Source organism: Paenibacillus sp. LS-5 (genome assembly GCF_056121505.1).
In genome coordinates this window covers 308,749-329,078 of sequence record NZ_JBWAVA010000003.1, presented here as the reverse complement: position 1 = coordinate 329,078, position 20,330 = coordinate 308,749, and the positions used below count along the sequence as shown (strand labels likewise).

17 protein-coding genes are annotated in these 20,330 nt (G+C 49.9%); 11 read left to right on the top strand and 6 right to left on the bottom strand.

All coding sequences use genetic code 11. The features are described 5' to 3' along the window. Nucleotides 1-100: 100 nt before the first annotated feature. Together AC0MA3_RS07020 and AC0MA3_RS07015 are read right to left on the bottom strand one after the other, a co-directional pair. Nucleotides 101-1,369 carry a sensor histidine kinase gene (locus AC0MA3_RS07020; RefSeq protein ID WP_379156422.1) on the bottom strand — a complete coding sequence of 423 codons (1,269 nt, stop codon included), beginning with the start codon at nucleotides 1,367-1,369 and terminating at the stop codon, nucleotides 101-103. Continuing rightward, complete coding sequence (locus AC0MA3_RS07015) at nucleotides 1,369-2,046, bottom strand: response regulator transcription factor (protein WP_474655643.1); 678 nt, start codon at nucleotides 2,044-2,046, stop codon at nucleotides 1,369-1,371. Before AC0MA3_RS07015 ends, AC0MA3_RS07020 begins: the two co-directional genes overlap by 1 nt. Nucleotides 2,047-2,316: 270 nt before the next feature. Here AC0MA3_RS07015 and AC0MA3_RS07010 point away from each other — a divergent pair, with 270 nt between their 5' ends. From AC0MA3_RS07010 to AC0MA3_RS07000, 3 genes are read left to right on the top strand one after another with little or no spacing between them, the layout of a single operon-like run. Next, nucleotides 2,317-3,060: a VTC domain-containing protein gene (locus AC0MA3_RS07010; protein ID WP_474655642.1), complete on the top strand. Its 744-nt coding sequence runs from the start codon at nucleotides 2,317-2,319 to the stop codon at nucleotides 3,058-3,060. Further along, nucleotides 3,053-3,736 (top strand): DUF4956 domain-containing protein, encoded by a 684-nt coding sequence (locus AC0MA3_RS07005; protein ID WP_379156433.1) that lies wholly within the window; start codon nucleotides 3,053-3,055, stop codon nucleotides 3,734-3,736. Before AC0MA3_RS07010 ends, AC0MA3_RS07005 begins: the two co-directional genes overlap by 8 nt. 20 nt (nucleotides 3,737-3,756) lie before the next feature. Beyond that, the gene (locus AC0MA3_RS07000) at nucleotides 3,757-5,922 is read left to right on the top strand and encodes a carbohydrate-binding domain-containing protein (RefSeq protein WP_474655641.1); all 2,166 of its coding nucleotides are present in this window, start codon (nucleotides 3,757-3,759) and stop codon (nucleotides 5,920-5,922) included. A 124-nt stretch (nucleotides 5,923-6,046) separates the two neighbouring features. On the opposite strand, the gene AC0MA3_RS06995 is transcribed toward AC0MA3_RS07000, so the two are convergent. After that, complete coding sequence (locus AC0MA3_RS06995; RefSeq protein WP_474655640.1) at nucleotides 6,047-6,961, bottom strand: phosphatidate cytidylyltransferase; 915 nt, start codon at nucleotides 6,959-6,961, stop codon at nucleotides 6,047-6,049. Between the two features lie 114 nt (nucleotides 6,962-7,075). Here AC0MA3_RS06995 and AC0MA3_RS06990 point away from each other — a divergent pair, with 114 nt between their 5' ends. After that, nucleotides 7,076-7,624 carry a hypothetical protein gene (locus tag AC0MA3_RS06990; RefSeq protein WP_379156442.1) on the top strand — a complete coding sequence of 183 codons (549 nt, stop codon included), beginning with the start codon at nucleotides 7,076-7,078 and terminating at the stop codon, nucleotides 7,622-7,624. Between the two features lie 4 nt (nucleotides 7,625-7,628). On the opposite strand, the gene AC0MA3_RS06985 is transcribed toward AC0MA3_RS06990, so the two are convergent. Continuing rightward, nucleotides 7,629-8,432 carry an AAC(3) family N-acetyltransferase gene (locus AC0MA3_RS06985; protein WP_474655639.1) on the bottom strand — a complete coding sequence of 268 codons (804 nt, stop codon included), beginning with the start codon at nucleotides 8,430-8,432 and terminating at the stop codon, nucleotides 7,629-7,631. A gap of 249 nt (nucleotides 8,433-8,681) precedes the next feature. Between AC0MA3_RS06985 and AC0MA3_RS06980 the strand changes: the two genes are divergently transcribed. Beyond that, nucleotides 8,682-9,656 (top strand): glycosyl hydrolase, encoded by a 975-nt coding sequence (locus tag AC0MA3_RS06980; RefSeq protein ID WP_474655638.1) that lies wholly within the window; start codon nucleotides 8,682-8,684, stop codon nucleotides 9,654-9,656. Nucleotides 9,657-9,690: 34 nt separating this feature from the next. Here the strand turns inward: AC0MA3_RS06980 and AC0MA3_RS06975 are convergent, their stop codons facing one another. Next, nucleotides 9,691-10,584, bottom strand: coding sequence for a diacylglycerol/lipid kinase family protein (locus AC0MA3_RS06975; RefSeq protein ID WP_474655637.1), 894 nt, complete (start codon nucleotides 10,582-10,584; stop codon nucleotides 9,691-9,693). Between the two features lie 83 nt (nucleotides 10,585-10,667). Further along, nucleotides 10,668-12,290 carry a histidine kinase N-terminal 7TM domain-containing diguanylate cyclase gene (locus AC0MA3_RS06970; protein WP_474655738.1) on the bottom strand — a complete coding sequence of 541 codons (1,623 nt, stop codon included), beginning with the start codon at nucleotides 12,288-12,290 and terminating at the stop codon, nucleotides 10,668-10,670. A 289-nt stretch (nucleotides 12,291-12,579) separates the two neighbouring features. Between AC0MA3_RS06970 and AC0MA3_RS06965 the strand changes: the two genes are divergently transcribed. The 6 genes from AC0MA3_RS06965 (at nucleotide 12,580) to AC0MA3_RS06940 (ending at nucleotide 20,314) form a co-directional block, all read left to right on the top strand. Beyond that, the gene (locus AC0MA3_RS06965; protein WP_474655636.1) at nucleotides 12,580-14,643 is read left to right on the top strand and encodes an S-layer homology domain-containing protein; all 2,064 of its coding nucleotides are present in this window, start codon (nucleotides 12,580-12,582) and stop codon (nucleotides 14,641-14,643) included. Between the two features lie 190 nt (nucleotides 14,644-14,833). Continuing rightward, nucleotides 14,834-16,642 carry a sensor histidine kinase gene (locus AC0MA3_RS06960; protein WP_474655635.1) on the top strand — a complete coding sequence of 603 codons (1,809 nt, stop codon included), beginning with the start codon at nucleotides 14,834-14,836 and terminating at the stop codon, nucleotides 16,640-16,642. Next, complete coding sequence (locus AC0MA3_RS06955; RefSeq protein WP_474655634.1) at nucleotides 16,639-17,772, top strand: response regulator; 1,134 nt, start codon at nucleotides 16,639-16,641, stop codon at nucleotides 17,770-17,772. Before AC0MA3_RS06960 ends, AC0MA3_RS06955 begins: the two co-directional genes overlap by 4 nt. A gap of 95 nt (nucleotides 17,773-17,867) precedes the next feature. Further along, nucleotides 17,868-19,082, top strand: coding sequence for a chromate transporter (locus AC0MA3_RS06950; protein WP_474655633.1), 1,215 nt, complete (start codon nucleotides 17,868-17,870; stop codon nucleotides 19,080-19,082). An 86-nt stretch (nucleotides 19,083-19,168) separates the two neighbouring features. Continuing rightward, entirely contained in the window at nucleotides 19,169-19,510 is a 342-nt protein-coding gene (locus AC0MA3_RS06945; protein ID WP_474655632.1) for a zinc ribbon domain-containing protein YjdM, read from the top strand. Nucleotides 19,511-19,633: 123 nt separating this feature from the next. Further along, a complete protein-coding gene (locus AC0MA3_RS06940) occupies nucleotides 19,634-20,314 on the top strand; it encodes a TetR/AcrR family transcriptional regulator (protein ID WP_379156467.1) in 681 nt (226 codons plus the stop codon). The last annotated feature ends 16 nt before the right edge of the window (nucleotides 20,315-20,330 follow it).

Sequence of the window (20,330 nt, the reverse complement as noted above, 5' to 3'; positions counted from 1 at the left end):
ACATATAAATTTTAAAATACTAATAACTATACTTTTTGAAAGCGATTTATTGATTTTGTGTTATATAATCTAACATAAACAGGTGACTTGGAATGGTTTTTTACGAGAGCTGCACATAGAACACTGTAGACTCTCCCACCACACTCTTCGCGTAGATTCTCCCCTTATGCTGATCCACAATGGACTTGGCGATGGCGAGGCCGAGACCATATCCTCCTTGCTTGCGTGCTCTGGAGGCATCCGTACGGTAGAAGCGGTCGAAGATGCGGGTCAAATGTTCGGCGGCAATGCCTTCCCCGGTGTTCGAGACGGACAGCAGCACATCGGTATTCTGTTTTTTTAGCGTGACTGCTACCGAGCCCTTGGGATTCGTGTATTTCACGGCGTTGTCGAGAAGAATCATGACCACCTGCATAAGCTGTTCGCTGTTGCCCTGTACGGTCAGGTCCGGTTCGATGTCATAGTCGAAAGAGATGTGTTTCTCGAAAATTACGGCTTCCATGGTCAAAATGATATTCTCTACCGCTTCGCTCATATTGAACCTGTTGTAGATCATCCTTGTCCGGGAATCATCCATCTCTGTCAGGTATAGCAGGTCATTGGTCAGCCGGGTCATCCGTTCTGTCTCCGATTTGATATATTGCAGCCACTTCGCCTGATTGCGGATTGTATCGTCACTGTTGGACAGCAGCACATCGGCATTGGTATTGATAATTGTCAGCGGTGTCTTGAGCTCATGGGAGGCATCGGCGATGAACTGCTTCTGCTTGTCAAAAGCTTCCCGGACCGGTGCAATCGAGCGGTTAGCGAAGAAACGGCTGGTGAAGTAGAGGATAATGAGCATCAGCAGGCCAACGGCAGTGAAGGTATAGATCAGATTGGTGAGGATTTTTTGCTGGGCCGTGATGTCCAGGAAGACGAATGTTGAGCCCTCCCCCGTATGCTTGACTGTAAAGATCCACCGGCTGTCATCCAGGGTGAAGCGACCGATGTCCTTGTTCATGCTGAGGGCCTTCTGCAGCGCAGCGGTATAGAATTCATCATCCATCGTGAATTTGGATTCCTTGCTGATCAGGGTTCCTTCCGCATCAGTCTTCACTGTGAAGGAAATTGAGCGCTCCGGCGGCTGGGTGCCGTCGTCCATAGGCCCGTCGTTTTTGGGTATCATGCCACCTTCGCCAAACCCTGAGCGGCCTTCATTGCCGGGACCTTTCTGCTGGTAGTCCGCAATCCGGTGCAGATCCATATTAATATCGTTCTGTACATTCCGGTACGTGATTACATAGATCGAGGCGAAGGCAATCAGCATCATCACGGAGATGGTGGTCAAGTTGACGATCAGGAACCGGTTTCTGAGTTTGGCGAACATCAATTGGTCACCTCTAATACATAACCGACGTTTCGAATAGTATTAATGCGTACCTCTGAGTTCAGGAAGGTCAGCTTTTTCCGCAGAAAAGAAATATATACCTCCACATTGTTATGCTCGGCCTCAGAGTCGAAGCCCCACAGCTTCTCGATGATCTGCTCCTTCGAGGTTACCGCCTGCTTCCTTAGGATCAGCAGCTCCAGCAGCTCATTCTCCTTCAGATTCAGCTTGATCTCCTTGCCCTTCACAGAGAGGCGCAGGTTCGCCGTATTCAGCTCGATATCCCCCAGCTTCAGGGCATCATCCGGGATGACCTCGCCTTTGCGCCGCAGCGCCGCCCGGATTCTGGCCATCAGCTCCTCCGACGAGAAGGGCTTGGCGATATAATCATCGGCCCCGTAATCCAGCCCCGTCACCATATCGGTAATCTCTCCTTTGGCAGTCAGCATGATCACTGGCGTAGAAATACCCTTGCTGCGGAGCTTCTTCAGCACGGTGATTCCATCCATTTCCGGCATCATAATATCCAGCAGCAGCAGGTCATAGATCCCGCTCTGTGCATAGTCGAGTCCCGATCTTCCATCGTGTACCGCGTCCACTGAATAGTTCTGTTTCTTCAATATTTGAGTCAAGGCTTCCGCCAGATGCACTTCGTCTTCCGCTATTAATATTCTCATGGGTATGCCCATCCTCTGCATTGAAAGTTTGCTGATTACTTAAGTCATTATAGCAAGAGTACCTTTAACCAACCTTAACCGGATTTCAGTATACGATGAACGCCTATATATGAAGAAATCTAATCCGGGCGGTCTATTTATAAACAGAGTGTAAAAAGATCAGAAGACTGTAAAGTCATTTAAGATTCATTAAAGGTTCCGGGACTAAGATACATTCATAAGAAAGCGGGACGCACATGCAGCACTCCACTACGAAAGGATCTGACCCCTATGGCGATTGAGGTATTCAACCGGTACGAGAACAAATATCTGCTCGATCATGCCGCTTACCTGAGACTCTACCATGATCTGCTGGAATATATGGAGCCGGACGATTATAACAAGCAGCATGAATTTTACTCCATTACGAATCTCTATTTTGACACCGCCCATGATACTCTGATCCGCAGCAGCCTGGCGAAGCCGAAATACAAGGAAAAGCTCCGGTTAAGAGCCTACGGCATTCCGAATCAGGATACCAGGGTATACCTGGAAATTAAGAAAAAGGTGTTCGGCCTGGTCAACAAAAGAAGAACCTCGCTTAAGCTTCAGGAAGCCTACGATTTCGTCGCCACAGGCGTGGAGCCGGAGTACAAAGATTACATGAACAAGCAGGTCATCGAGGAAATCAAGTACATGTTAACCCGGTACGATCTGATGCCCAAGGTGTATCTGTCCTATGACCGCAAAGCACTTTTCTGCAAGAATAACCGGGATCTCCGCATCACTTTCGACACGGGCATCCGCAGCCGCCGCTATGATCTGAAGCTGGAGCATGGTACACATGGCGAGTTCCTGATGCCGCAAGGTCAGTGGCTGATGGAAGTGAAGGCAGAGAAGACGATTCCGGTCTGGCTGGCTAACCTGCTCTCGGAGCACCAGATGTACCGCACCAGCTTCTCCAAATACGGCAATGAATATAAAAAAATGCTGAAAGACAGCAAAATCGAAAGGGAGAGTGCCTTATATGCTTGACTCTATTTTCTCCGCTGCATTAACGAGTACTGAATTAACCTTCACGGAGGCCATTTTAACCATTTTCATAGCCATTGTACTCGGCGGACTGATCAGCTTCACCTATATGAAGACCAATCCGGGGGGATATTCGCAAAGCTTCACGCTGACGATGGTCCTGCTGCCGGTGATTGTGGCGATCATCATTCTGCTGATCGGCAGTAACGTAGCCCGCGCCTTCAGCCTTGCCGGAGCCTTCTCGATTATCCGCTTCCGCAGTGCGCCTGGCGATCCGAAGGACATCACCTTTGTTCTGTTCACCATGGCCTCGGGTCTGGCTTGCGGGGTCGGTTCCTTCGGCTACGCGATATTGTTCACTCTCATTCTCTGCGTGCTGATGTTCATCCTGAACCGCACGGGCTTCGGCGCAAGAAAGTCGCAGCAGAAGACGCTGAAGGTGACCATTCCCGAGAACCTGGGATATGAAGAGGCTTTTGCCGAAGTGTTCGATAAGTTCAATGTCCGTTATGACCTGAAAAAGATTAGAACTACCGAGCTAGGCAGCTTATACGAGCTGGTCTACGACGTTACGATTGATGAGCATACGAGCCAGAAAGAGCTTCTGGATGCGGTCCGTACCCGGAACGGCAATCTAGATCTGTCGCTCACCATGAGTCCTACCACTACGGAATATTAGGAATTGAAAGGATGATAACTATGAAGAATTTCATAACAGGAAGCAAGATAGGAATGGTGCTGCTGAGTGCCGCACTTATGACGGCATGCAGTACGAATTCAGGAACAGCGACCAATGCCACGAACAGCGCGGCGGCCGGCACAGCCGTTACCACCAGTGCACAGAGTGGAACCACTGCTGCTGTAGCTCTGGCAAACGTCAAGACAACAGATCTGGTAGAGTATGACGAAGATGATACCACTACAGCCTGGACGGCAGAGGCTTCAACCGGTATTACCCTCGCAGGGACGACAGCACAGATCGAAGGTGCTGGCGCTACAGCCAAGGATGGATCGGTAACGATCACCGAAGCGGGAACCTATATTCTCGCCGGGTCACTAGGTGACGGACAGATTGTTGTAGACGAGCAGGCCAAAGGAACTGTCCGGCTGGTGCTGAACGGTGTGGACCTGAAGGATAGCGACAGTGCTCCTATCTACATTAAGGAAGCGGGCAAAGTTGTGATTACCCTACAGGAAGGTACGGAGAACAGCATCTCGGACGGGGCGACCTATGTGTTCGCTGACGAGACCGCGGATGAACCAAGCGCAGCCATTTTCAGCAAAGCCGATCTGACCATTAACGGATCTGGTGAATTGACGGTTAACGGCAGCTACAAGGACGGTATTTCCAGCAAAGATGACCTGAAAATTGTGAGCGGCACCCTGAATATTACGGCAGCAGATGACGGAATCGTGGGCAAGGACCTGGTAGCGGTAAAGGATGGTAATGTTACTATTAAGGCAGAAGGCGACGGCATCAAATCCACTAATGACGAGGATACAGCCAAAGGTTTCGTGGCGATTGCAGCCGGAACCTTCGATATTACGGCAAGTAATGACGGCATTCAGTCGGAGACGGCGGAGGTTATCGATAGCGGAACGTTCAACATTGTAACGAATGGAGGATATGAGAACGCTGAAGTGAAGACTGAGCAAGGTCCGGGCGGTATGGGGATGGGCGGCGGCAAAGGCGCCTTCGGCGATCAGGGCGCAGTAGACGGAACCTCAGCAGCTACAACCGATGCTACTCCGGCGAAGACTACAGCTGCAGCAGCGACAGATGCCGTAACCGTAACTACTGCGTCAGTGACTACAGCAGTGGCAACCACAACGGCTAATACGGAATCTACAAGCGCCAAAGGGTTGAAATCCGGCGGAGACCTTACCGTGAATGGCGGCAGCTTCACGATTAACTCTGCAGATGATGCGCTGCACAGCAATGGCAATGTATCCATCACGGACGGTGAATTCAAGCTTACTGCAGGAGATGATGGTATTCATGCTAACAGCCTGACCTCCTTGTCTGGCGGAACCATTGATATCATGAAGAGCTATGAAGGCATTGAAGGCGCAAATATTACGGTAGCCGGCGGAGATATCCACGTAGTCGCTTCTGATGACGGGGTGAACGTATCTGGAGGTAATGACGATAATGCTGCACAGGGGACCGCGCAGCAGGATGAGTTCACCAGCACAGGCAGCAACATGCTTACCATCAGCGGCGGGACGATAACCGTTGACGCCACCGGTGACGGCCTGGACTCCAATGGTTCTGTTAAGATGACAGGCGGAACCGCCATTGTAAATGGCCCTACTAATGACGGCAACGGCCCGCTGGATTATAACGGAACCTTCGACATGACCGGCGGCTTCCTGGTCGCTGCAGGCAGTGCCGGTATGGCCCAGGCGCCGGGAGAGGATTCCAGCCAGTACTCGGTCAGCATGAGCTTCACGGCAGATCAGCAGGCAGGCACACTGGTTCATCTGCAGGACAGTGATGGCAACACCATCCTGACCTTTGCACCCTCCAAGAGTTTCCGCTCCGTCGTGGTCAGCTCTCCGGACCTGAAGCAAGGCGGTTCGTATACCCTCTCCACAGGTGGCACCTCGACAGGTACTGCAGTGGACGGATTGTACACAGATGGAGAGTATAGCGGAGGTACCCAGGTCGTAGCGTTCGACATCTCCAGCAGCGTAACCTGGCTTAACGAATCAGGCGTCACAACGGCTAACACAGGCCGTGGCCCTGGCGGAGGCGGTGGATTCGGCGGTGGAGGCGGCGGCTCCAGACCTGACCGCGGCAATGGAGGTACTCCACCTCAAGGCGGCACCCCGCCAGACGCTCCGAGTGAAGCTACAAATTAAATAACAGCTAATACCAATAAGCGGCCCTTCTCCGGTGGATGGAGAAGGGCCGCTTTTCTTGTTATTGGGTACAGGCCTGTGTGCTATACTCCGGCAGAACTCCGGTACACATCGCCCTTTGCCTCTACATGAAATCAAAAAAGTAACGGATTACATGAAAGAACACCGGTGAAGTGTAGGCCAGGCTGTCCACACGGCTGAGGTAGCTTTTCTGCAGGGCTGCAAATTTGTCATCATCGCCGATGAGCAAATCGCGCTTCAGCACGGATACTGTTAAGCTACCGAAGAAACCGGCCAGACTGATCAGCACGCCGGAGAACAGCCCGAAGATCGGGGTCAGTGGTGTGAAGTAAGGGTAGATCAGGTAGGAGACCCCTGTCGTGGCCACGAATGCGCAGGCGAAGCCTTCCCAGGTCAGATTCGGGTTGGCGGTCGGAACGACCTTACGCTTGCCGAAATAGATTGAAGCCAGATAATGTACGGCATCATTCAGTTGCGTGAGCACTACCAGGAACAGCACCAGCCCTGCGCCATAATTCGGTGTGGCAAATTGGAAGTAGGCCAGGTGGCTGAGACCGAACACCATGAGCATCAGCCCCCACTGGGTGGCGCTAACGCTACGCAGGAATCCAAGTGTACCTTTGTTGATAAGACGGGGCAGCGGCAGGAGCAGGAAGACATATACCGGGATGAAGACGATGAACATGCCATACCACTCTATGTAGATCCAGTAGAACTGCAGCGGAATGGACAAGTAAGCCCACAGGAACAGCCGGCGGTCTGCTTTTCGGGTACGGATCATAGAGAAATATTCTTTCAGGGCAAAGAAAGCAAGCGCCATCAGAGACAGAAGGGACACGACAGGATTAATTAAAGTGGCCAGGCAAAAGATGAAAAGCATGCCCCACCAGGTTTTGATGCGGAAGCCAATCCCCGTGTAATCCTTGTCCTTCTGCAGCCTGCTTACCAATATGTAGAGCAAATGAATAACGCATAGAGCTGTAAAGATAAGCACAAATGTAAAAAGCGAGCTGTTCAAGCCATCACCAACTTGTCGCAGGATAGGATTCCAACAAAGGAATCATATGTTAATATATAAAAAAGTACAAGTTGCATGTAATATTTTGGAACTCGATAAGGGGACGTACTGCACATGGAAGCTGATCATTCGGTCTTTATCCTGCTTACGAATACAGGCACACTGTTCACTAAGCTTATTCAAGGTTATACCAAAGCGCCATACAATCACGCCTCTATTTCCTTCAACCGGGAACTTACGGAGCTGTACAGCTTCGGGCGGAAGAATCCAAGCAACCCCCTGAACGGCGGTTTTGTGCATGAAGACCTGCGGACAGGCACGTTCAGCAAGTATCCGAACACCACCTGTGTAATCTACGAGCTGCAGGTATCCGGACGAGAGGTTGAGAAAATGCGGCGGGTTCTGCACATCTTTATCCGCAGCCGCCAGAAATACCTCTATAACATGCTGGGTGTCATTGGTATCGCCCTCAAGGAGCCCGTTGAATTCAGCAACTCCTATTTCTGTTCGCAGTTTGTTGCAGAGATTCTAGAGCGTTCCGGCATCAAGCTGTGGAACAAGCTGCCCGCGCTCGTTACCCCGGATGATTTCCGGCAGAGCGACCGGCTGAAGCTGATCTATCAAGGAAAGCTGAGCGAGTATGTCGCGGAGGATGGCAATTGAGTATTTACAGCCTGTTCTTCTCCATCCATGCAGTAGCCCAATCGACTAGAGGACGCTGTTCCAGGAACCGGATATCAGCCTGCCCGACTTTGTGAATCTGTATATTCATTTCTTGGTCGTATGCTTCTCCTAACCGGACAAAATCGTTGTCATCCACCGCCAGAGTCTTGTAGGTGACCCATTTGCGCTGGCCTTCCACCATGATTGCACTGCTCTCGTGTACCCACTTCTTGGAGGGGAAGTCTGCCCGGGTTTCTGCCAGATGCAAAGAGGTGTTTTTATCATAACCGACTCCTGCCAAGAGTACATAACCATGTAACTGATACAATTTATCGAGCGGAGAGCCTGAGCCGAAAATATTGCTTAAGTCATGGTCCTGCGTGAGATATTCCGCGTACTTGCCTACTGCGGCGACGGAGCGGGCCGGATGATCGGACCTCACAGCCCCCGGCCATTTGCGGAACATTTCAGCCACAGTGCCCATACCTATAGCTGGTGTTATCTCTTTGTTATACGCTGGCCAGTGTTCCCGGATCAGGGGCCACCCTTCGGCGGGTGCGTCCCAGTGGACGCCTGTTTCTGGATCGAGATTCTTCCAGGTCTGGGAAGGCATCATCAGGGTCCCCTCTTTACCCACAATCTCAAGCAGCGAGCGGATGAAGGTTTCGGGCCCGCCTACAACATAACCTAGTTGGCTTAACGAAGTATGCACGAAGATATGTTGTCCTTTGGTGAGTCCGCAGTTCCTGAATTGGGTGATTAAATCTTCTTTCGTTAATATGACCCGTGTATCCTTGTGGGTTGTCACATGAACCTCCGCCCTTCATCTAAAATAAACAACCCCGCTGCAAAAGCAGCGGGGTTGTCTCTGGCCTATCCAGGGAAACAGTGCCCTTTGGTTATATATCCCATACTATACCAGTCAGTTTCTTTGGCAGCAATAGCAAATGAGCGATCTTAATGCATTGACCTGTAAGCGGATGCAGATTAAAATTATGATGAATTCATAACAATGAAATAACAATAAAATAACAAAATAAAGGAGAAATCACCTGCAATGACTACGATAAAGGACTACACCCCCTGCAATCCCAATGCCTCGAAAGAGGTCCGGGCAGTCTTGAAGTATCTCAGCGATATTTCCGGCAAAGGAATTCTTACAGGACAGCATACCCAGACCACTGTGCAAAAGGAGCTTCGTTATATTGAAGAGGTGACCGGCAAGCTGCCTGCCCTTTGCGGCTTTGAGCTGCTGGCGTATTCTCCTAACATCAATGTGGAGAACACCACGCCGGAATGTATGCTGGAAGTGGAGGAGAACAAGAATACACTCGATAATGCATGGGAATGGGCATTGAACCGCAAAGGATTGGTCACATTTACGTGGCACTGGTTCTCACCCTTTGGCAGCTGGGCCAAAGGTTTTTATGCCGAGAATACTACCTTTGACGCCTCGAAGGCTGTTATCGAGGGGACGGAAGAATACGAAGCGCTTATATCAGACATGGATGTGATGGCGGGTATTTTAAAGGACTTTTGTGACAAACAAATCCCGATCTTGTGGCGTCCGTTCCATGAGTCTGAAGGTACGTGGTTCTGGTGGGGAGCCAAGGGGCCTGAGGTTGCGGCGAAGCTGTACCGGATTATGTATGACAGATACACCCGTATTCATCAGTTGAACAATCTGATCTGGGTGTGGAATTCGCCGCTCGCAGAAGGTTATCCGGGTGATGATGTAGCCGATGTGATCTCCAGAGACCTATACCCGCCTAAGCATGAGCACACGGATCAGCGTCCGGAATATGAGGAGCTTGTCCGGATCACGCCGTCCCCCAAGATCACGGCACTTGGAGAAATAGGCGTGATCCCGAGTCTGTCCCAGCTGTCCGAGACCAGAATTCCGTGGACTTGGTATATGACGTGGTCGAATGAATACGGTGCATCTGAGGAATGGAATACAAAGGCGGAGCTGTACCGGGCGTATCACCATGAATACGCGATCACCCTGGACAAGCTACCACAGCTGTACTAAGAGAATGGTAACGGAGAGGGGGGCGCTCGGCCTGTTATCCCTCCTCAGGTACTACTATCTGAATATGACGGGGAAGTACGCTTAGTTTGACCGGAAGAGCCGGGCCTTCTTCGCCGTCTACATTCGTCCGCAGGACATCTGCAGAGCTTACGGTTACTTCTCTGGCGGTGAAATAATCCACGTCCTTGTGGTTCTTGAGCGTGCCCAGCAATACAGAGATACTGACCGTAAGCGTATTAAGGAAATGCAGATCCTTAATAATGTAACAGTGGATCAGACCGTCATCGACAGCAGCATCGGGGGCCAGTTTCTCGAACCCTCCGACGGAATTAGTCAGTGCGGCAAGGAACAGTGGCGTCTCGCCTTCCCAGGTCTTGTCGTCATGCTGTATGGTGAGCGGGTGATGGGAGGCAGTGCCTGCCAGTTCTTTGATGCCTTCTTTGAAATAGGCCAGAGTGCCGAGTCTGGATTTGTCATCCGAGGTCACGGAGGACAGCGATTCAGCCAAAGGCCCGGCAGCGACCACATTGACGAACAACCGGCCGTTTAATTTCCCTACATCTACCCTCTGTACCCGGGAGGAGGCAAGTGTACGTATGGCTTCTTCGGGTGTCAGCGGGATCTGCAGCGCGCGGGCAAAATCATTCACTGTCCCAAGGGGGATAATCCCCAGCTTCGGCTGGTGTACCTGACCGGACAGACCATTGATCGTTTCATGAAGTGTTCCATCTCCGCCGATCGATACAACCAGATCAACCTTCGCTTCACAAGCAGCTACGCAATATTCGGTAGCATCCCCTTCTTTTAGCGTCTCCTTGACGATAACCTCATAACTCCGGCTTCTCAGCAGTTCTTCGGCACTACTGACATAATCCAGTGCGTTCTCCTTGCCTGAAGAGGGGTTAACAATGATCATAGCCTGCCTCATGTACAACTTCCTCTCTGTTTGCAGATATGTGTTGTACTTACATTACCCCCAAAGGAAGCCGTTGAATGATCATAAGTTCAGCATCAGCGTGCAATATGGACGATCCGGTTGCGCCCGTTATTTTTGGCCTCATACAGCGCTTGATCCACTTCTTCGAAAAGATTGCTGCCCTGCGAGAAGTCGCTGATGCTCAGAAGCCCCAGACTAATGGTAACTGACACCGGCTCGGCCACATTTGCAATCGCAATTTGATTCATTTCAACCCGCAATTTGACTCGCTCGGCAATACGCTTGGCTTCAGATTCTATGGTATCCGGCAAATAAATAATAAATTCTTCTCCACCATAACGCGCTAAAACATCAGAGGTACGTAGCTCCTGTTTTAACGCCTCTACCGTATGGCAGAGAACCTCATCGCCGGCCAAATGTCCGTAAGTATCATTCACGGATTTGAAAAAATCGATATCCAGCAAGATAAGTGCGAAGGGAATGTGATCTTTCCTATTCCGTACCACTTCATCCTCCAGGTGCTGAGTCAGATAGTGACGGTTATAACAGCCCGTCAGGCTGTCGGTGATCGCCATGTGCTGGAGCTGCCGGTTCTTCTCGAACAGCTCCTTCTGTACCTCAATCAATGAATGGTTTCGTTCCTGCAAGGCCATGTTCTGTCGGTTGGTCTCATGAATCAGCTGCTGCAGCTCGGTCATATCTTGAAACGTAACAATACGTCCCACCCGTGAGTCACTGATCATAATGGGCGCAGCCTGAATATTCAGATAACGCTGGAGGGTGGTATGGAAAATTTCAATTTCGATCCTCTCCAGGGGATGCTTCAGGTAAGTCTGAATGAACGCTTCAATGGCAGGAGATAATTCCGGGAAAATAATATGGATGTTGAACCGCTCTCCACGCTGCAGATGCAGATGGGGATGCAGGGAATGGTTAATCTCCACTACGTTGTCATATTCATCAAGTACCAGAATCCCGTGTCCGATCGTATCCATCACATCCTGATGGGCGATGGTTACAATATCAAATACTTTGTCACGGTGAATAGAGATCACAAAAAAAGTGGCTGATAATAAAATCCCTAGTGAGGTCATTCCTGGAATGACAGGCAGATACGGGTCCAGGACCACATTGAGCAGGACATCAAGCAGAATGAATAAGGTTACAGCCAGAAGGCCTTTGAGGACCAGTATGACCTGTTTGCGCACCCGCGGGGGCATGTCCTGAACCAGTGCCGCGGAGATGACATACAGGGAAGTAGCCACCTGGACGATGATTACGGCGATGAAGAGCCAAAAAAGAGGCCCATAGGTTCTTACGATATACCCGCCATTTACAGGCCGCACAAACCAGCTGTGGGGATTGATTATAATGCCTGCAGTGGCAACAGTAACAGGAATGGACAGTAAAAGTATGACTCTGCGGTGCAGAAAACGGGTTTGGCCGGTCAACAGAATGGTGAAAAAGATCCAGCCCGTGCTTAGCAGCGCCGAATCCACAAATGCCGATTTGACATAAAATAGTTGGAAGGTAGGACTATCTGTAGTTTTAATCGCGAACTGGCAAAAGGGCCATATCATCATCGTGAAGTGGAAGGCTAAATATACTTTATGTAGCTTCGTGATACTAACGGTAACGAAAATATAGACAAATAGTGCAAACAATACAAAGAATAGAATCAGATCAGTCCATACCATATAACCCAATAAGTTACACCTTCTTGCTATTATTAGTTGTTATGAACGTTTTTTGGGCCTAAAGTCTTACATCTTGCCTCTAATATATAATTAGCCTGATAAGAATACAACTACTTTGAAAGTTGTTATAGGATGAATTGAAGGTGCAGAAATCAAAAGAAGCTGATTAAGGACTCTCGACTCATAGAGAGTCGTTTTTTGTTGAAGTTTGTCATTAGTTTGTCATTGAGATGCGTTATGATTCTTTTAAAATTACTTATTGCAAATTTGAAAGGGTGAAATCTACAGTATGAAAAGAATTACAGCATTGAAACTGTTACTGGTTTCAGCCTTGACAGTCATTTTATTGAGCGGCTGTGTTCTAACCAACACAAGCTTGGTAGTTGTGAACTTCCCGGCCGATAAGCCGGATAGCTCAGAGCATTTATTCTTCAGATACTCAGATGGCGGCGTGGCTCAAGTTCCTGATGCCGGTACAGCTTCTTCGGTAACAGTTCCTACGGAACCCACTAAAACCATTGTGGGCGGGTATGTGAATGACAATAATATCAGCTGGGTTCCCAGTTATTCGTACGGGGGCAGCTCTAATGTGTATGTGAACAACATTAAGGCATATAAACCTGTCTATGCCGCAGACCATGTGATGTTGGCTAAGCAGCCGGAGGCGAGTACTACTAATCCCGGATTCATTAGTCTAACTTTTGCTGTGTACGGAACGGATAACCAGCTGGTGGGAGACCGGACTGAAGTCTTTGCGCATGCCAACCCCACTACCATTTTCTATAACACAGACCCTAGCGATATTAATTTCAAGACCCCTGAAGTCCATGAAGGATTCTCTTCGTATACGAACCAGGGATTAGTTACATTTCTGATTAAGTCTCCTACTACGCAGTTCTCCTCACCCATTTCGTTATATTCAGGCCCCAAGTTGATTGCGGATAATATCTTTCATCGTATTACCGGGATTACAGTAAGCGGTGCAGGAGGGGTGAACTCGCTGAATACCGGTGATACCCTGGCGATGACTGCCGAGATAACGCCAATAGACGCAGTTAATCCAGGGGTAGTCTGGTCCGTAGTTAACGGAACCGGAACGGCAACTATTGATGCGGTAAGCGGCGTGCTTACCGCAGGTGATCCGGGTACTGTAACCGTGCAAGCGGAATCCACCGACGGAGGCTTAGTAACCGGCAACTTAGAAATTACTATAGCGGCTGCTCCGACGCCGACACCAACACCGACACCGACACCGACTGTGGTGCCAGCCACGATCCCGGTGGCTTCCGTTACGATTGGCGGAGAATCTATGGTGAAGTTGGGTGATTCCATTCAACTGGATACGGTGGTAACTCCTGCCGAGGCAACAGACCAGACCGTTACATGGTCTGTGTATGGAACGGGCACAGGTACGATTAGTGAAAAAGGCCTGTTAACTGGGACTTCCCTGGGTACCCTTACTGTAAAAGCTGCCGCCAACGATGGTTCCGGCGTATACGGAATAAAAGAGATCACGGTTATACCATCCAGTGAGAGCAGCTTGCCAACACCAACACCAACAGCGACTGCTGAACCATCTATCGCGCCAACCATAGCACCGGCAGCACCATCAGCTGCTACGCCATTACCAACACTGACACCAACACCAACACCAACAGCAACACCGACACCGACACCAACACCAACACCAGTGGTCCAGACAACAGTCCATTTCGCAGACAATGTAGTCAATATTAATGATGTAATACTGAGCTTCAGCAAGAAGATCGGACAGGCGAACGGTAATCCGTCTGCGGGGAAATTCACCGACATTTCCTCCCATTGGGCGGGCTGGACGGTAGAGACCTTCGCTAAGCTGGGGATAGTTCAGGGATATCCGGATGGAGGCTTCCGCCCGGATGCAAGTATCACACGTGCGGAGTTTGCAACCCTCATTGCCAAAGCATTTGATCTCACCGGTACCGGCAAAGCAAGCAATTTAAGCGATATTTCCGGTCATTGGGCAGAAGCCTCAATTCTTAACCTGCAGGAGAAAGGCTTGATCTCCGGCTATCCGAACGGTACGTTTAAGCCTGACGGTGACATCACCCGCTCCGAGATGATCTCAATCATCTATAAGATCATAGACTTTAACAACGCAGCTTTACCGGCGGCAACAGATTTCTCGGATATTGATACCGCATGGAACAAGGATCAGATTCAGAAGACTGCGGCGACCGGCATTATCAACGGTTCCGGTAACGGAAAGTTCTTACCTGGCAAGGAAGCATCCCGCGCGGAAGCCCTAACTTTGGTGCAGCGCGTTCTGCAGATCAGTCCTGAGCTTAAGGCTCTACTGGACACCTTAAAGTAAGCCTAACAGAGATCCTGCAGGCACCTGCACGGTGTCTGCCAACCCACATGAAGCCCGCTTCGCCAGAAAAGGCGAAAGCAGGCTTTTTTTGTCGAAAAAATAAAAATTTTAAGTTCTCTGCAAGAAGTCGATCTGTTAACATAGGAGGCATAGAACGCATAAGTTCTTCCAGAATTGAGGTCAATCATCGATGAGCTACAATCTGTATTTATCTGCGCTGCTGCTGGCAGCAACCTGCTGTTCACTGATATTGACGTATCTTAGCTGGAAGAGAAGGAGTCTTCCGATCGCCGTGAGCTATGGCCTCGGCATGCTGACCGGTTCGTTATATAGTTTTGGCTATGCTTTTGAAATTGCCAGCACTTCTCTGGAGCATATCCGTTTTTGGCTGCGGATTGAGTATATGGGTATTCCCTTTGGCACAGTTCTGTGGTTCATTATGGTGCTGCAATACACGGGGCGGCAATCCTGGGTGAGCCGAAGGAATATAATACTGCTGATGATTGTACCGGTAATCACCTTTATCGCCCACTATACTAATGAATGGCATCACTTATTTTATAAGAGTATGACACTCAATACTACAGAAGGATTTATGCTGGTCACTCTGGTAAAAGGCCCCTTATATAAGCTTCATGTCTTTTATTCGTATAGCTTCTTTGTGATCGGAATGATATTTTTGGTGCAAATGTACCTTAAGGCCGCTCCCCGGATGAGGATGCCGGTTGTATTAATGATTGTAGGATCCTGGGGACCTTATGGTTTTACACTGGTGTATCTTAGCGGTGTGACCCACTTGCCTATTGATATTTCACCATTCGGTTTTTTGTTCTCGGGTATTTTTTTCTTATGGGGGATTTATCAGTTTAATATGCTGCGGCTTGCTCCCTTGGCTCTTCAGCAGGTGTTCGGATCGATGCATGAGGCTGTTATTGTTTTTGATCTCGATCATGTGCTGACCAGCTACAACCGTTCGGCCGGAGATGTGGTTCAAGGATTAAGCAACAAGAGTATTGGGAAAACAGCCACAGAGGTATTCGGCGGCTCTCCCCTACTGCTTGAGCAGGTTCTGCAAGAGCCTTCCTCGTTAAGCAAGCTCCAGCTTTCAAGTGAGGCCGGTGATCAATTCTATAATGTCCAGCTGTCTTATGTCTGGAACAACAGCAATAAGCCTGTCGGCAAAATGCTCCTCTTAAGTGATGTAACTGAAAATGTACGTACACAGGAGAGGCTTATGGATAACGCCAAACAGCTAAGTGAATTAATTACGCTCAAAGACAGGATGTTCAGCGTGGTTGCCCATGATATCCGTGATCCGATCGCCGTTCTTGTTAACTTGATGGAAATATTGGAGGAAGAAATGCAAGGCAGCAGAGAGAGTCAGGAAGAGGTTGTTCATGAGATGGGACAGCAGATCCGCAATACTTTTGCATTGGTAGAAAGTTTGCTGGATTTTTTTCGGACTCAGACCGGAGGCCTTGTATTTCATCCGCTTGAAAGGGACTTATCCCAGGCTGTTGAGCGGAATCTGCGGCTGATGTCGGTTCGCAGTGACCGTAAGCATATTGATATTATTTCCGAAATTCCAGAGGGAACCTATGTCTATGCCGACAAGGAAATGCTGGAGCTCATCATCCGCAATCTTTTGACCAATGCGATTAAGTTTACAGCGGATGGGGGGAGGATCTTTATAGAGGCAGAGCGCAAAGACCAGCAGCTGGTCATTTCTGTGAGGGATACGGGTGAAGGTATAGCGCCTGAACAAGCGGATACGTTGCTGCAGGATAAATATCCGGTTTCTTTGCAGGGCACAGACGGAGAGCGGGGGATAGGCCTGGGGTTATCTCTATGCAGGGAATTTGTCCGGCTGAACGGAGGAGACATTTGGTTTGACAGCATACCGTCGCATGGAAGCACCTTCTTTTTCTCGCTTCCCCTTCCTCCCTCACGTTCAGCAGTTCCGGCAGATAACAGGATGGAAGGTGCTGTGAAGCAATGAAAGCGATCCTTGTCGATGATGAGAAGGCTATGCACTTAATAATGAAGCGGATGCTTGCCAAAATTGAAGATATTGAAATAGTGGGTGCTTTTGCGGAGACTGCAGCGGCTTATGCCTATTTGTCCGGCCATGAGGTAGACCTGATCTTCGTAGATATTAGCATGCCGCGGGAAAATGGTCTGGAATTTGCCCAGCGGCTGCGTGAGAGCGGCAGAGGGATGAAGATCGTCTTCATTACTTCCCACAAGGAATTTGCGCTGCCCGCCTTTGAGGTATATGCCTTCGACTACATTGTCAAACCGGTGGTGCAAGAAAGGCTTCTTCACACTGTGCAAAGGGCCATGGCGCAGATCCGTCTGGAGCGCGCCGCAGGAGGGATCCCGGGGCCCGTCTCTAATGAAGTGCAGATCAGCTGCTTAGGCGGGATTGAAATTCATAGCGCACAAGGCATGAAGACGAAATGGAAGTCCAAGAAGAGTGCCGAGGTCTTCGGATATCTGCTTGTACATAAAGGAAGACTTGTCTCCAGGGGGAGACTAATCGAAGATATATTCGATGGGATGGCGGATAAAAATGCGGAGATTTATCTGAACACAACGGTATACCAATTGCGGAAGCTGCTGGATACCTATGGTCTGAAGAAGAGTCTGCATTCGGACAGCCAGCATTATGGCCTGAGTCTTAACGGAGTGCAGGTGGATGTGCTGGACTTCGAAGAGGGCTGCCGGCGGATGACTGTTATTGATCAGACCAATATTGAGGCAGCACTCGAGCTTGAGCAGCTGTACCGTGGGGACTTGTTCGGCGATCGGGTCTATACCTGGGCCTGGAATGAGATTGAAAGGCTGTCATTCATGTATACCTCCTTTACCCGGAGGCTGTGCGCGGCTTTGCTGGACAGGGGCGAGACGAGTACAGCTATGAGGCTGCTATATAAGCTGCTCCAACGTAATGAGCTCGACGAAGAATCCCATATGCTGCTTATGAAAACCTCGGCGATGCAGAAGAATAAAGAGGAACTGAACCGGCAATACCGGCAATTTGCCGACATTTTGCACAGTGAAATCGGAATTGCTCCCTCGGTGGAGTTCCAGTCGCTGTATGCGCAGCTGTTGTCAGAGCTGGATTGATTTGATCTGCAGTCAATACAGAGTTAACAATAGGGTGCTATGCTGGAATGACATGCCTTGAAAGGGCAGAGAGTGAGGGGAAGGGGATAAGCCATATGGAAGCAAGCAATCAGAAGCCGGCAGAAGCTGGAAGAACCCGTGGAAAAGGGGCCGAACTGCTGGAGGTTCTTGGCGTTTCCCTCAAGCTGGGACTTACCTCCTTTGGTGGGCCGATCGCCCACCTGGGCTATTTCCATAATGAATATATTCGCCGCCGGAAATGGATGGACGAGAGGAGCTACGCCGATCTGGTGGCACTGTGCCAGTTTCTCCCGGGTCCAGCGAGCAGCCAGGTTGGAATTGGTATTGGTGTGGTCAGAGCAGGGTTGCTTGGAGGATTCATTGCCTGGCTGGGATTCACTTTGCCTTCAGTAATTGCACTGGTTGCCTTTGCCTTTCTGCTGCAGGGCTTTGACATTTCAAATGCCGGATGGATTCATGGGCTGAAGATTGTGGCTGTGGCGATTGTGGCACAAGCGGTGCTGGGGATGGGGCAAAAGCTCACGCCAGACAGGGGAAGAGTCACCATTGCAGTGGTGGCTGCAGTGTTCGCGCTGTCTTGGCATGCAGCATATGGCCAGATCCTGATTCTCGCCGCTGCAGGAATAATCGGCCTGGCGATATACCGGACCAAGCCGGAGAAAGGCCCGGATCTGCCGATTGCCATCAGCCGCGCTGTTGCCGCCCTGTGCCTGGTGTTATTCCTCCTTCTGCTTATCCTGTTACCGCTGCTTAGAACGTCTGTGGAAGCTAAGGGTTTGGCGATATTCGACAGCTTCTACCGTTCCGGTTCCCTGGTATTCGGTGGCGGGCATGTCGTGCTTCCACTTCTGGAACGCGAGGTTGTACCCACTGGCTGGGTCAGCCGGGAGGACTTTCTCGCCGGTTATGGCGCGACGCAGGCCGTTCCGGGTCCGCTGTTTACTTTTGCCGGCTACCTTGGGGCGATGACCTCGGGAATCTGGGGCGCTGTGATTGCCACAGCAGGGATCTTCCTGCCTGCATTTCTGCTGGTCATCGGCGCACTGCCGTTCTGGAATGGCTGGAGGAACAATCCGAAGGTTCAGGGAGCCCTGACGGGAATTAATGCGGCTGTAGTGGGGATATTGCTGGCTGCTCTGTACGATCCGCTCTGGACCACTGCCATCCTGAAGCCGCTGGACTTTGCGCTGGCTGCCATTTTGTTTGTGATGCTTTTCTTCTGGAAGCTCCCGCCTTGGATGATCGTTCTGGCCGGTGCAGCCGGAGGAATGCTTATGGAGTTCATGTAGTGTAAGCACGAGTTCAAGCGGTGTGCTACAATAAGGAGAATTTAATTGAAGACCATGTTGTCGATAAGAAATGGAGAAATGAGATCATGAATGAATTGCCAAACTGCCCGCAGTGCAGCTCAGAGTATACATATGAGGATGGGGCACTGCTGGTTTGTCCGGAATGCGCACATGAGTGGGCACCGGGGTCAGAGGACGCAAATAGCGTGGACGACAAAGTGGTTAAAGATGCTAATGGCAATATTCTGAGCGACGGAGATTCTGTTACTGTTATCAAAGACCTGAAGGTCAAAGGCAGCTCCTCCGTGCTGAAGATCGGTACCAAAGTGAAGAACATCCGCCTGGTCGAGGGCGATCATGATATTGATTGCAAGATTGACGGCTTTGGAGCGATGAAACTCAAATCCGAATTTGTCAGAAAAGCATAACTGCACAATTCAATCTCTGAAGGAACATGGGGGACAATGCAAGGTCCCCTAATGGGATTTGTTATTTGCGCTTGACTTCTGTCCGGCTTCATAATAAAATCTAACCAGTTAGTTAGAAAAGAGGTGACAATCATAGCATCAGCAGAGAGCAAACGAAGCACCAAAATTTACGATGCCGTCCGAACCAAGGGGATCATTCTTGACGCTGCTGAGAAGGTATTTGCCGAACTTGGCTATTCCGCGGCACGGATTGATGTGATTGCGAAGGCGTCGGGATATAATAAAAGCCTTATCTATCAGTATTTCGGCGATAAGCTGGGTCTTTATACAGAAGTGGTCAAACGCGCGGATCAGGTGGGCGAACAAATTACAGGCTCGTTCATTACCGGATTATTAAAAAATGAGCAACTTGTGACTGACCCTGCAGCCTTCCGGCAGTTCCTGGAATCGATGATCCGGGAAACAGTGACATTTCTCCTGGAGCACCGCAGCTACCTGAGAATTCTATTCTGGGAAGCCGCCGAGGACTGGAAGACATGGAATCAAATCACCTATCGTCCGGATGATGCTACTCAAATGCATGAATTGGCGTTATCCGCTCAGAAGAATGGAATCCTCCGTCAGGATTTGGACCCGGCGTTGTTTCCTATTCTCATTATGAATGTGACTACAGCTACCCTGCAGTCGTCATCACGATTTGAACAACTCCTTGGTAGACTGGATTCCCCGCAGATGAGGGAGCAGACCACCCAGCAGATTGCGAAGTTTATCATTCATGGCGTGATGGAGCCGTCTTTACTGTAAGAGGCGGCTGTTTTTT

Coding starts and splice junctions, on each gene's coding strand:
- AC0MA3_RS07020 (WP_379156422.1), bottom strand. CDS start 1,369: ATGTTCGCCAAACTCAGAAACCGGTTCCTGATCGTCAACTTGACCACC.
- AC0MA3_RS07015 (WP_474655643.1), bottom strand. CDS start 2,046: ATGAGAATATTAATAGCGGAAGACGAAGTGCATCTGGCGGAAGCCTTG.
- AC0MA3_RS07010 (WP_474655642.1), top strand. CDS start 2,317: ATGGCGATTGAGGTATTCAACCGGTACGAGAACAAATATCTGCTCGAT.
- AC0MA3_RS07005 (WP_379156433.1), top strand. CDS start 3,053: ATGCTTGACTCTATTTTCTCCGCTGCATTAACGAGTACTGAATTAACC.
- AC0MA3_RS07000 (WP_474655641.1), top strand. CDS start 3,757: ATGAAGAATTTCATAACAGGAAGCAAGATAGGAATGGTGCTGCTGAGT.
- AC0MA3_RS06990 (WP_379156442.1), top strand. CDS start 7,076: ATGGAAGCTGATCATTCGGTCTTTATCCTGCTTACGAATACAGGCACA.
- AC0MA3_RS06980 (WP_474655638.1), top strand. CDS start 8,682: ATGACTACGATAAAGGACTACACCCCCTGCAATCCCAATGCCTCGAAA.
- AC0MA3_RS06975 (WP_474655637.1), bottom strand. CDS start 10,584: ATGAGGCAGGCTATGATCATTGTTAACCCCTCTTCAGGCAAGGAGAAC.
- AC0MA3_RS06970 (WP_474655738.1), bottom strand. CDS start 12,290: ATGGTATGGACTGATCTGATTCTATTCTTTGTATTGTTTGCACTATTT.
- AC0MA3_RS06965 (WP_474655636.1), top strand. CDS start 12,580: ATGAAAAGAATTACAGCATTGAAACTGTTACTGGTTTCAGCCTTGACA.
- AC0MA3_RS06960 (WP_474655635.1), top strand. CDS start 14,834: ATGAGCTACAATCTGTATTTATCTGCGCTGCTGCTGGCAGCAACCTGC.
- AC0MA3_RS06955 (WP_474655634.1), top strand. CDS start 16,639: ATGAAAGCGATCCTTGTCGATGATGAGAAGGCTATGCACTTAATAATG.
- AC0MA3_RS06950 (WP_474655633.1), top strand. CDS start 17,868: ATGGAAGCAAGCAATCAGAAGCCGGCAGAAGCTGGAAGAACCCGTGGA.
- AC0MA3_RS06945 (WP_474655632.1), top strand. CDS start 19,169: ATGAATGAATTGCCAAACTGCCCGCAGTGCAGCTCAGAGTATACATAT.